Here is an 11,440-nt window from a genome sequence, read left to right as displayed (position 1 = left end):
TTATTTTTCTGCGCGTCCCACGAGGCCCAGCATGCATATCAAACTCGCCAACCCCCGTGGCTTCTGCGCCGGGGTGGACCGTGCGATTGAAATCGTCAATCGTGCTCTGGAAGTTTTCGGTCCGCCTATCTATGTTCGCCACGAAGTGGTGCACAACAAATTTGTCGTTGAAGACCTGCGTTCCCGTGGCGCTATTTTCGTCGAAGAGCTGGATCAGGTGCCGGACGACGTCATTGTGATATTCAGTGCCCACGGCGTTTCCCAGGCCGTGCGTACAGAGGCTGCCGGGCGTGGTCTCAAGGTGTTCGACGCGACCTGTCCGCTGGTGACCAAGGTGCATATCGAGGTCGCGCGCTATAGCCGTGATGGCCGTGAGTGCATTTTGATTGGCCATGCCGGTCACCCGGAAGTCGAAGGCACCATGGGCCAGTACGACGCCAGTAATGGTGGCGCGATCTACCTGGTCGAAGATGAAAAGGATGTTGCGAACCTGCAGGTCAAAGACCCGGAAAAACTGGCCTTTGTAACCCAGACAACCTTGTCGATGGACGACACCAGTCGTGTGATCGACGCCCTGCGTTCGCGCTTCCCGGCCATTGGCGGACCGCGCAAGGACGATATCTGCTATGCCACGCAAAACCGTCAGGATGCGGTCAAGCAACTGGCTGATGAGTGCGATGTCGTGTTGGTAGTTGGCAGCCCGAACAGCTCCAACTCCAACCGCCTGCGCGAACTGGCGGAGCGTATGCAGACCCCCGCCTACCTGATCGACGGTGCTGAAGACCTGCAAAAAAGCTGGTTCGACGGCGTAAACAGCATCGGTATCACCGCCGGTGCATCGGCCCCAGAGGTACTGGTACGTGGCGTGATTCAACAGCTGCATGCCTGGGGCGCAACCGGTGCCGACGAGCTGGCCGGCCGTGAAGAGAATGTTACGTTCTCCATGCCCAAAGAGTTGCGCGTTCGCGCCATTACCTAAGCGTGCCTGCATAAGGCCTGTGCAGTTTTATCGCTGCGCAGGCTGATGCGCCCGCTCTTGGCCAGCACCACTTGATAGTGGCTCTGTGCAGTCCTTGCCTGACAAACATGCAGTGTCCCGGCTTGAAAGGCGCCTCCAACCAGTTGTGGCTCGCCCAGCGGGTTGAAGCGCACATACCGTTTAACCGGTGTATTGCCCGCAATGGGTATGCGCCCACTGCCCTGTGACTCGACCAGCACCGGGTTGCCCTTGTCCAGATGGCCTTGGCCGCTCAAGTCCAGAATCGTCCTCCAGCCTCGGCTCCAATCTTCTTCGTACGGATAAACCACCACAAATTGTTGGCGTAGCAGTGCTTGTGCGCGTGCATTGCGCAGGCTGCTGGCCAGTTGTTCGGCAGTGATCTGGCGCTGATGATGCTCGACAAGGGCGCTATAGGCCGGGCTGGCAAAACGGGCCGTAAGCGCCACGATCGTCAGCGTCAGTAGCAGCTGGATCAGACTCATGCCACGTTGATGCATAGCGTCCTCCCTGGACGGTTCAAGTGTGTTTTCTCTGTATAGCGAACTCTGGCACTACAGGTTCACGGCAATGGTTTCATCATGTTTTCTCACCGTTAACAGCTTACGAAGTCAGGCGAAAAATCCGGCTGGTTTGCTTGGCTTCGTCCTGCCGTGCAGAGCAGCGGGGGAGGCTAGGCTTTTGTCTGGGCGGCACAGGGCGTGCCGTCGAACCCTCTGATATGGACGATTCGGATGCCTCGATTAGTTAAAAGTCGACAAGACGGGATGAGCTTGATCGAAGTGCTTATCGCGCTGTTGATTCTGTTTATCAGCCTGATGGGCTCTGCTGCTATGCAACTCAATGCCTTGAAACATACGGCAAGCGCGCTGATAAGCACCCAGGACAGTTTTATTGCCTACAGCAGGCTGGATCAGATGCGCGCGGAGGTCGTCCACCCCTTGTCGAGCGGTCATGCCGGGGCCGGGTCATCATGAGCAATCCCCGTTCAGGTTTTGGCCTGATCGAGCTGATGGTGGCTCTGGCGCTGGGAATGCTGGTAGTGCTGGGCATGACGCAGATTTTCTCAAGCAGCCGCGAGGCTTACTTAAGCCAGCGGTCGTCGGCAAGGCTGCAGGAGGATGCGCGTTATGTGCTGAGTAAACTGGCTCGGGAGATTCGCATGGCGGGCATGTTTGGCTGCCTGTCAGTCGATCGTATTGTTGATGCGCCCTCTGTTTTTAAAACACCGGTCTCCTGGCAGAGGGGAGTGTTGCGCATGATCAGTTCGGACGTGGCGCTTCAGGCTGCCAAGCCTGACTGGACTGTGGTCTCGGACTGCACAAGTTTCGCCCGGGCCTATCCCGGGGCAAGGTCGTTTTTGGCTCCCGGTGAAACGGCATTTCCCGTGCGTGAATTGTTTTACCGTCATGAGCACGGGCAGTTAAAGATCGGGCCCAATAAAGCGGTCCTGCTCGATAATGTGGCTGCCTTTGACGTGAGTTTTGGCGTGGCCGGGACGGCAGGTTCGCACTCCGTGCTGCGTTATGAGAGTCGTCTGGTCAAAGGTTCCAGTCTGCGCAGCATCCGTATCGGCCTGACATTGCGAGACCGCGCCGGGCGGGTCAAGGACCAGGTCTATCAGTTGGAAGTCGCTTTGCGTAACCGGCTGGCTTAGGGCGCGCATCATGCCTTTGCCATTGATTTGTCAGCGCGGCATGGCACTGCTGGTCAGCCTGGTTTTCATGCTGTTGCTGAGCCTGATCGGGATGGCTGCATTGATCAGTGCGACCCTTCAGGAAAAGATGTCTGCAGGCGTTCAACATGCCAACCACTCATTTCAGGCCGCAGAAGCGGCGCTTGGCAGCGGGGAGGCCTGGCTTCAGATCCAATGGGGCAGGGTAATGCCTTGCACTTCGCCAGCAAGCTGTAACCCGCCCCCAGAGGTGCGTACTCAGGGTGTGCCAGGCATCGATCCGGCCTCCGGGGTACGTTGGATAAGCGTTGCGAACGGGCTGTATGGTGTTCAGAACCTTGGGCCAAGCATTACGCCAGCCCATTTGCCAGTGACCACCACTACCCGTTTGTATCGAGTTACCGGTATTGGCTGGCACGGGCAGTCGCGCACCGTACTGGAGAGTATTTATGCGCGTTATCAAGGGCCGGATAACGCTTCGCAAGAGCGTGTTGCCAGGGGTTTTCACCGGGTCATGTGGCGACAGCTGCAATAGGACGCACGAAATGTACAGGTATGTAGCAGGTTTTACCCTGATCGAACTGATGATCGTCGTGGTTATCACCGGTATCCTTGGCGCATTCGTTTATCCGTTGTACGGCGATTATGTAAAGCGGGCTTACCGCTCTCAAGTTGTTGTCCTGTTGACGGAGCAAGCCCAAAGTCTTGAGCGCTTTTACACAAAGAACGCGGTATATAGCGGTATGAAAGACCTTAGTTCAGGCAATCAGCACTACGACATCAGTGCCGATCTCGTCGACCACGGCTACTGGCTGAAGGCGACGCCCAAACAAGGTTCGGCAATGGCGGGGGATTCGTGCGGGAGCTTTACGCTGGCTCACACCGGTGTGGCAACGATAACCCAGGCCGCCCCTGGCCTGACACTGCAGCAGTGTTGGGGGCGCTAACGATTGATTTTGAATGACGGGCTGGATTAACAGATGGCTAGGCAGCAACGGGTGGTGATTGTCGGGGGCGGTGTCATAGGCCTGCTGACTGCGTTTAATCTGGCGGCTGATGTAGAGCAGGTGATTGTGCTGGAGCGTGGCGGGGCGGGCCAGGAGTCCTCCTGGGCCGGCGGCGGTATTGTTTCGCCGCTTTATCCGTGGCGCTATAACTGTGCTGTAACGGCCCTGGCGCACTGGTCTCAGGACTTTTATCCGCAATTGGCCGAGCGTCTGTTTGCTTCGACGGGTATTGATCCTGAAGTACACACCACCGGGCTGTACTGGCTGGACCTGGACGATGAGGCTCAGGCGCTGGAGTGGGCCGGGCGCGAAGGGCGACCTCTGGGGGCGGTCGATATGTCGGCAGTCCATGATGCCGTGCCCGTGCTGGGCGGTGGTTATGCACACGCAATTTATATGGCTAATGTGGCCAATGTGCGGAATCCGCGGTTGGTGAAATCGCTGAAGGCTGCACTGCAGGCGATGCCGAATGTCACTGTGCATGAGCAGTGCGAGGTGCTCGGCTTTGTTCGCGAAGGCGAAAGAGTTTGCGGGGTCAATACGGCCCGGGGTGAGATTCGCGGCGACGAGGTGGTGTTGTCGGCCGGGGCCTGGAGCGGTGAGTTGTTGAGCGGGCTGGGGCTGGAGTTGCCTGTGGAGCCGGTCAAGGGGCAGATGATCCTGTACAAATGCGCATCTGACTTTTTGTCGTGCATGGTGCTGGCAAAATGGCGTTATGCCATTCCCCGCCGCGACGGTCATATCCTGATCGGTAGCACGCTGGAGCATGAAGGCTTTGATAAAACCCCGACCTTTACGGCCCTTGAGAGCCTCAAGGCCTCGGCAGTCGAATTGATCCCGGCCCTGGCCGATGCTGAAGTGGTGGGGCACTGGGCTGGGCTGCGGCCAGGTTCGCCCGAGGGCATTCCGTATATTGGGCGGGTGTCAGGTTTTGATGGTCTGTGGCTCAACTGCGGGCACTATCGCAACGGTCTGGTATTGGCACCGGCGTCCTGCCAATTATTCGCGGACTTGCTGCTGGGGCGTGAGCCGATTATCGACCCGACGCCTTATGCGCCAGAGGGGCGGATTTAAGCGGCTACAAACACAGAGGGATTTCTGTCGATACTCTGTTGTAGATCAAGCCCTATTGTGGGAGCGAGCCTGCTCGCGAACGACCTTCGCGAGCAGGCTCGCTCCCACAGTTGCCGTTTTCCTGTCGTAGCCTGCGGCAGCGATCACAGGTGGCTTAACCCCTTGGTTTTGGCCCTTGCTCCAGATGCTGCTGGGTGCAATACCACTCTTGTTGCTGGCTCAGGGCGCGGTCACGGGGCAGGTGTACGCCACAGTGGGCGCAGCGCACCATTGGCTGAGCGCTCGGGTCGACCGGTTTTTTGGTCGCGGCCATACCGGTCTTGTATTTGCGCCACAGCCAAACGCCTGCAGCAATCAGCGCTGCCCAGATCAGTAAACGAAGCATGGTAATTCGCTATTCGAGAAAAGATGCACCAGTTTAGCCAAGGACCTGGCAGGCGCACAGCGGTAAATCAAACATAAAAAAAGAGCTCCGAAGAGCTCTTTTTTTATGTGCTGAACGATCAGTCGAACAGGCCCAGGGTCATGTAGCTGAACCAGGAGCGGCTTTTACCTTCAGCTTGCGGTTCTTCGATGATGTCGCCATCGGCATCCTTTGGCTTCAGTTCTGCCGGGATTGCATCCTTGGCATCCTGGTACTGCTTCTGGATATCCATGTTTGCACGGGTTTCACCCGGTGGCAGCGGTGTGCTGGATGCGATCAGGCCCAATGTGGCCTTGCTCAGCCATGAACGGTTGTCCGACTCGGAAACCTGCGGGACAAACTGGCCGTCTACCAGGCTCGGGTGGTCCGGGTAGTTGGTCTTGAGCACTTCAAGGCTGGTGTTGGCCAACTGGTCGAGATGCATGCGCTGGTAGGACTCAACCATTACCGCCAGGCCGTCGCCGACCGAAGGAGTTTCCTGGAAGTTTTCGACCACATAGCGGCCACGGTTGGCAGCGGCTACATAAGCCTGACGAGTCAGGTAGTAATCGGCTACGTGGATTTCATACGCTGCCAACAGGTTGCGCAGGTAGATCATGCGCTGCTTGGCGTCGGGTGCGTAGCGGCTGTTGGGGAAGCGGCTGGTGAGCTGGGCGAACTCGTTGTAGGAGTCGCGTGCAGCGCCCGGGTCACGCTTGCTCATGTCCAGCGGCAGGAAGCGCGCCAGCAGGCCAACGTCCTGGTCAAAGGAGGTCAGGCCCTTGAGGTAGTAGGCGTAGTCAACGTTCGGATGCTGTGGATGCAGGCGGATAAACCGTTCGGCAGCCGACTTGGCCGCTTCGGGCTCGGAGTTCTTGTAGTAGGCGTAAATAAGTTCAAGCTGGGCTTGGTCGGCGTAGCGACCGAACGGGTAGCGTGACTCAAGGGCCTTGAGTTTGGCGGTAGCACTGGTATAGCTGTGGTTGTCCAGGTCGGCCTGTGCCTGCTGGTACAGCTCCACTTCGCTGAGGTTTTCGTCAACGACTTCTTTAGTCGACGAGCAAGCGGCGGTCAGTGCGAGGATGGCGATCAGCAGCAGGTGTCTCACTTGCATGGCGGCTTGCGTCCCTATGACGGCCGCTGTCTTGGGCGGGTCCGTCCTGTTATGATGAGTGCCCCGTGAAAAGCCTCGGGGCAAAAGACGCCGTATTTAACCACAAGCGCGCAGCCGAAACCAAAGGCTTGGCGCGGTCCTGATGAGCATGTCCGAGAAAATTCAACTTCGCGAAGAGGTGCCGTCCGAACTGGGTGGCCAACGCCTCGATCAAGTCGCCGCACAATTATTCGCTGAGCACTCGCGCTCGCGCCTTTCCGCCTGGATCAAAGACGGCCGCCTTACTGTGGACGGAGCCGTCATACGCCCCCGTGACATCGTACACGGCGGTGCCATCCTGGAGCTGACTGCAGAGCAGGAAGCCCAGGGTGAGTGGATCGCTGAAGACATCCCCCTGGATATCGTCTACGAAGACGATGACATCCTGGTCATCAACAAGCCTGCGGGCCTTGTGGTGCACCCGGCTGCAGGGCATGCCAGTGGTACTTTGCTCAATGCCTTGCTGCACCACGTACCGGACATTATCAATGTGCCGCGTGCGGGGATCGTGCATCGCCTGGACAAGGACACCACCGGTCTGATGGTGGTCGCCAAGACCATTCAGGCGCAGACACAACTGGTTACACAGTTGCAGAGCCGCAGTGTCAGTCGTATCTATGAGTGCATCGTTATCGGTGTCGTGACCGCCGGGGGCAAGATCGACGCGCCTATCGGCCGTCACGGCCAACAGCGCCAGCGCATGGCGGTAATGGAAGGCGGCAAGCAGGCGGTCAGTCATTACCGTGTGCTTGAGCGTTTCCGTTCCCACACCCATGTGCGGGTAAAGCTGGAAACCGGTCGTACGCACCAGATTCGTGTGCATATGTCTCATATCAACTTCCCGTTGGTCGGAGACCCTGCCTACGGCGGTCGCTTCCGTATTCCGCCGTCTGCCAGCGTGACGATGGTCGAGTCCCTGAAAAACTTCCCGCGTCAGGCGCTCCATGCCCGTTTCCTCGAGCTGGATCATCCGACGACCGGTAAGCGCATGAGCTGGGAATCAGCACTGCCTGACGACTTTGTCTGGCTGTTGACGTTGCTCAAGCAAGACCGTGAGGCATTTATCGGGTGAACACCTTCCTGATTCCTGACTGGCCAGCGCCGGCAGGCATCCGGGCCTGTGTGACCACCCGTGCGGGCGGCGTCAGTGTGGCGCCGTTCGACAGCTTCAACCTGGGCGACCATGTAGGCGACGACCCTGTTGCCGTTGCGCATAACCGCCATCGCCTTACCCATATTTTTGACGTACAGCCCGCCTGGCTTAGCCAGGTTCACGGGGTTGTGGTCGCACCTGCCAATCCCGAACTGATTGTTGAGGCCGATGCCAGCTGGACGGCCACCCCCGGTATTGCCTGTACGGCAATGACGGCGGATTGCTTGCCTGCATTGTTCTGCGATCGTGCTGGCACTCGTGTTGCGGCAGCCCATGCCGGTTGGCGCGGGCTGGCGGCCGGGGTGCTTGAAGCCGCCGCACTAAGCCTCAATGTTGCGCCACAGGAGCTGCTTGTGTGGCTAGGGCCGGCCATTGGCCCCAAGGCATTTGAGGTCGGGGCCGAGGTGCGGGAGGTCTTTGTAAAAGACATGCCCCAGGCCGAAGCCGCCTTTGTGCCCAGCATCAATGCCGGGCGTTTTATGGCCGATATCTATGAGCTGGCGCGTTTGCGTCTGGCCCGCTTCGGTATCACGGCTGTGTACGGCGGGGGTTTTTGCACCGTGACCGACCCGCGTTTCTTCTCCTATCGGCGCAGTCCCAATACTGGCCGCTTCGCATCACTGGTTTGGATCGAAAGACCGTCCAGCTGATCTGCGTCATTTTCCAAACGCTTGAAACTCTCGTAATCGCCCGCATCTACTATGGTATCTGGCAGGTTTCTTCATTCAGGAGTTTCCATCCCTCCGGCCTGCTCATAAGGAAGGTGACGAATGCGTATAGATAGATTAACCAGCAAGTTGCAATTGGCGTTGTCCGATGCTCAGTCATTGGCCGTTGGCCTCGATCATCCGGCCATCGAGCCTGCGCACTTGATGCAGGCATTGCTGGAACAGCAGGGCGGTTCGATCAAGCCGTTGCTGATGCAAGTCGGTTTCGATGTAAACAGCCTGCGTAAAGAGCTGACCAAAGAGCTCGATCAGCTGCCAAAAATTCAGAATCCGACTGGCGACGTAAACATGTCGCAGGATTTGGCACGTCTGTTGAACCAGGCGGATCGTCTGGCGCAGCAAAAAGGCGACCAGTACATCACCAGCGAAGTTGTATTGCTGGCGGCGATGGACGACAACAGCAAGCTGGGCAAGTTGTTGCTGGGTCAGGGCGTGAGCAAGAAAGCCCTGGAAAATGCCATCAACAACCTGCGTGGCGGCGAAGCGGTCAATGACCCGAACGTTGAAGAGTCACGCCAGGCGCTGGACAAGTACACCATTGACCTGACCAAGCGCGCCGAAGAGGGCAAGCTCGACCCGGTGATCGGTCGTGACGATGAAATTCGTCGCACCATTCAGGTCCTGCAGCGCCGTACCAAGAACAACCCGGTACTGATCGGTGAGCCTGGCGTGGGTAAAACCGCGATTGCCGAAGGTCTGGCACAACGGATCATCAATGGCGAAGTGCCTGACGGCCTCAAGGGCAAACGTCTGCTGTCCCTGGACATCGGTGCGCTGATTGCCGGTGCCAAGTTCCGCGGTGAGTTCGAGGAGCGCCTGAAAGCAGTGCTTAACGAGCTGTCGAAGCAGGAAGGGCAAGTCATCCTGTTTATCGACGAATTGCATGTCATGGTTGGCGCCGGTAAAGGCGAGGGTGCCATGGATGCGGGCAATATGCTCAAGCCTGCATTGGCTCGCGGTGAGTTGCACTGCGTGGGTGCGACCACGCTCAACGAGTACCGCCAATACATCGAGAAGGACGCAGCACTTGAGCGTCGCTTCCAGAAAGTACTGGTGGACGAGCCGAGCGAAGAAGACACCATTGCGATCCTGCGTGGCCTTAAAGAGCGTTATGAGGTTCACCACAAGGTAGCGATTACCGACGGTGCGATCATTGCTGCGGTCAAACTCAGCCATCGTTACATCACCGACCGGCAGTTGCCGGACAAGGCGATTGACCTGATGGACGAGGCTGCCAGCCGTATCCGCATGGAGATCGACTCCAAGCCTGAGGTACTGGACCGTCTTGAACGTCGCTTGATTCAACTGAAGGTTGAAGCCCAGGCGTTGAAGAAAGAAGAAGACGAGGCCGCGAAAAAACGCCTCGAGAAATTGCAGGAAGAAATCGAGCGTCACGAGCGCGAATATTCGGACCTCGAAGAGATCTGGACCTCGGAAAAAGCCGAAGTGCAGGGCTCTGCCCAGATCCAGCAGAAAATCGAGCAGGCGCGCCAGGAGCTTGAAGTGGCCCGCCGCAGCGGCAACCTCAACCGCATGGCCGAGTTGCAGTACGGGATCATCCCTGATCTGGAACGCAGCCTGCAGATGGTCGACGAGCACAGCGGCAAAACTGAAAACCAGTTGTTGCGCAGCAAAGTGACTGAAGAGGAAATCGCGGAAGTGGTATCGAAGTGGACGGGTATCCCGGTCTCCAAGATGCTCGAAGGCGAACGCGACAAGCTGATGAAAATGGAAAGCCTGTTGCATGAGCGCGTGATTGGCCAGGACGAGGCCGTAGTGGCTGTGTCCAACGCCGTGCGGCGTTCCCGTGCCGGCCTGAGTGACCCGAACCGTCCTAGCGGCTCGTTCATGTTCCTCGGCCCGACTGGTGTGGGTAAAACCGAGTTGTGCAAGGCGCTGGCCGAGTTCCTCTTTGATACTGAAGAGGCGATGGTGCGGATCGATATGTCCGAGTTCATGGAGAAACATTCCGTGGCTCGACTGATCGGTGCACCACCAGGCTATGTGGGCTACGAAGAAGGCGGTTATCTGACCGAAGCGGTACGGCGCAAGCCTTACTCGGTGATCCTGCTGGATGAAGTCGAGAAAGCTCACCCGGACGTGTTCAACGTGTTGCTGCAAGTGCTGGAAGACGGTCGCCTGACTGACAGCCACGGCCGTACCGTGGACTTCCGCAACACGGTGATCGTGATGACCTCCAACCTGGGCTCTGCACAGATCCAGGAGCTGGTGGGCGATCGCGAGGCACAGCGTGCAGCGGTGATGGATGCGGTCAGCACCCACTTCCGTCCGGAGTTCGTGAACCGGATCGACGAAGTGGTGATCTTCGAGCCTCTGGCCCGTGATCAGATTGCTGGCATCGCCGAAATCCAGTTGGGTCGTCTGCGCAGTCGTCTGGCTGAGCGTGACTTGAGCCTTGAGCTGAACCAGGATGCTCTGGACAAGCTGATTGCGGTTGGTTACGACCCGGTTTATGGCGCACGCCCTCTGAAACGTGCGATCCAGCGCTGGATCGAGAACCCGCTGGCACAACTGATCTTGTCCGGTCAGTTCTTGCCTGGCACCACCGTGACAGCCAGCGTGAAGGACGACGAAATCGTCTTCGCATAAGGTTTGAAAGCGGTGTTTTAAGAGAGGCCTCGCTTTGCGAGGCCTTTTTTTTCTAGGGTGTTGATCTGTAAGGAAAACGCTTGTAATATGCGCCCCGCAGCAAGCAACCCGTAATAGCGACTTGGCCCAAACCGAGAAGCCCGCTGGAAGAGCTAAGTAATTGTCTTCTAACGAAAAATAAGGGTTGACAAGGCTTTTAAAGCTTGTAGAATAGCCGACCTCAGAGACGCCAACGCAGCGATGCGAAGAACTCGAAGAGTGTTGCTAAGCAGTAAGGCAGCAACGTTACAAATTGAAATATGTAGTTCCGCGATAGCTCAGTTGGTAGAGCAAATGACTGTTAATCATTGGGTCCCTGGTTTTTTACCGGGGTATAGCGCAGTCCGGTAGCGCGCCTGCTTTGGGAGCAGGATGTCAGGAGTTCGAATCCCCTTACCCCGACCATTTTCTGCCCGGCAGTAATGGGTATAGAAAATAAGGCGCTGATGCCAGTTGCATCAGAGGCCATAAAAGAGCGTCCTTACGGACGCTTTTTTATTGTTGTAAAAGTTGAAATATGCAGTTCCGCGATAGCTCAGTTGGTAGAGCAAATGACTGTTAATCATTGGGTCCCTGGTTCGAGTCCAGGTCGTGGAGCCAG

Annotated in this window: 12 protein-coding genes and 2 tRNA genes; 11 read left to right on the top strand and 3 right to left on the bottom strand. The window is 57.5% G+C overall.

Features of this window, described 5'->3' with window-relative positions; genetic code table 11:
* The first annotated feature begins 31 nt into the window (after positions 1-31).
* The gene (gene ispH, locus FHL07_RS15680) at positions 32-979 is read left to right on the top strand and encodes a 4-hydroxy-3-methylbut-2-enyl diphosphate reductase (RefSeq protein ID WP_094999344.1); all 948 of its coding nucleotides are present in this window, start codon (positions 32-34) and stop codon (positions 977-979) included.
* Here ispH and FHL07_RS15675 read toward each other — a convergent pair.
* Positions 976-1,497: a GspH/FimT family pseudopilin gene (locus FHL07_RS15675; RefSeq protein ID WP_238705557.1), complete on the bottom strand. Its 522-nt coding sequence runs from the start codon at positions 1,495-1,497 to the stop codon at positions 976-978. The genes ispH and FHL07_RS15675 overlap by 4 nt on opposite strands.
* 234 nt (positions 1,498-1,731) lie before the next feature.
* On the opposite strand from FHL07_RS15675, the gene pilV reads away from it, so the two are divergent.
* From pilV to thiO, 5 genes are read left to right on the top strand one after another with little or no spacing between them, the layout of a single operon-like run.
* The gene (gene pilV / locus FHL07_RS15670) at positions 1,732-1,974 is read left to right on the top strand and encodes a type IV pilus modification protein PilV (protein ID WP_094999343.1); all 243 of its coding nucleotides are present in this window, start codon (positions 1,732-1,734) and stop codon (positions 1,972-1,974) included.
* Positions 1,971-2,654 carry a PilW family protein gene (locus FHL07_RS15665; RefSeq protein WP_094999342.1) on the top strand — a complete coding sequence of 228 codons (684 nt, stop codon included), beginning with the start codon at positions 1,971-1,973 and terminating at the stop codon, positions 2,652-2,654. The genes pilV and FHL07_RS15665 overlap by 4 nt, the downstream gene beginning before the upstream one ends.
* Positions 2,655-2,664: 10 nt before the next feature.
* A complete protein-coding gene (locus FHL07_RS15660; RefSeq protein ID WP_138738675.1) occupies positions 2,665-3,207 on the top strand; it encodes a pilus assembly PilX family protein in 543 nt (180 codons plus the stop codon).
* 10 nt (positions 3,208-3,217) lie between these two features.
* The gene (locus FHL07_RS15655) at positions 3,218-3,619 is read left to right on the top strand and encodes a type IV pilin protein (protein WP_138738674.1); all 402 of its coding nucleotides are present in this window, start codon (positions 3,218-3,220) and stop codon (positions 3,617-3,619) included.
* A gap of 33 nt (positions 3,620-3,652) precedes the next feature.
* The gene (gene thiO, locus FHL07_RS15650) at positions 3,653-4,753 is read left to right on the top strand and encodes a glycine oxidase ThiO (RefSeq protein ID WP_138738673.1); all 1,101 of its coding nucleotides are present in this window, start codon (positions 3,653-3,655) and stop codon (positions 4,751-4,753) included.
* A 154-nt stretch (positions 4,754-4,907) separates the two neighbouring features.
* Here thiO and FHL07_RS15645 read toward each other — a convergent pair whose 3' ends face one another.
* Both FHL07_RS15645 and FHL07_RS15640 read right to left on the bottom strand, forming a co-directional pair.
* Positions 4,908-5,138 carry a PP0621 family protein gene (locus FHL07_RS15645; protein WP_094999338.1) on the bottom strand — a complete coding sequence of 77 codons (231 nt, stop codon included), beginning with the start codon at positions 5,136-5,138 and terminating at the stop codon, positions 4,908-4,910.
* Between the two features lie 118 nt (positions 5,139-5,256).
* On the bottom strand, positions 5,257-6,270 hold the full coding sequence (locus tag FHL07_RS15640) for an outer membrane protein assembly factor BamD (RefSeq protein WP_138738672.1): 1,014 nt from the start codon (positions 6,268-6,270) through the stop codon (positions 5,257-5,259).
* Positions 6,271-6,418: 148 nt separating this feature from the next.
* Here FHL07_RS15640 and rluD point away from each other — a divergent pair, with 148 nt between their 5' ends.
* The 5 genes from rluD to FHL07_RS15615 all read left to right on the top strand — a co-directional run bounded on the left by rluD (position 6,419) and on the right by FHL07_RS15615 (position 11,439).
* A complete protein-coding gene (gene rluD, locus FHL07_RS15635) occupies positions 6,419-7,381 on the top strand; it encodes a 23S rRNA pseudouridine(1911/1915/1917) synthase RluD (protein ID WP_094999964.1) in 963 nt (320 codons plus the stop codon).
* The gene (pgeF, locus tag FHL07_RS15630; protein ID WP_094999336.1) at positions 7,378-8,112 is read left to right on the top strand and encodes a peptidoglycan editing factor PgeF; all 735 of its coding nucleotides are present in this window, start codon (positions 7,378-7,380) and stop codon (positions 8,110-8,112) included. Before rluD ends, pgeF begins: the two co-directional genes overlap by 4 nt.
* 120 nt (positions 8,113-8,232) lie before the next feature.
* Entirely contained in the window at positions 8,233-10,800 is a 2,568-nt protein-coding gene (gene clpB, locus FHL07_RS15625; protein WP_094999335.1) for an ATP-dependent chaperone ClpB, read from the top strand.
* A gap of 367 nt (positions 10,801-11,167) precedes the next feature.
* A tRNA-Pro gene (locus tag FHL07_RS15620) sits at positions 11,168-11,244 on the top strand.
* Between the two features lie 119 nt (positions 11,245-11,363).
* Positions 11,364-11,439: transfer RNA gene (locus FHL07_RS15615), tRNA-Asn, on the top strand.
* The last annotated feature ends 1 nt before the right edge of the window (position 11,440 follow it).

This window comes from Pseudomonas sp. FSL W7-0098, assembly GCF_005930585.1.
Classification (GTDB): domain Bacteria; phylum Pseudomonadota; class Gammaproteobacteria; order Pseudomonadales; family Pseudomonadaceae; genus Aquipseudomonas; species Aquipseudomonas bubulae.
This window is presented reverse-complemented; position numbering and strand designations above follow the sequence as displayed.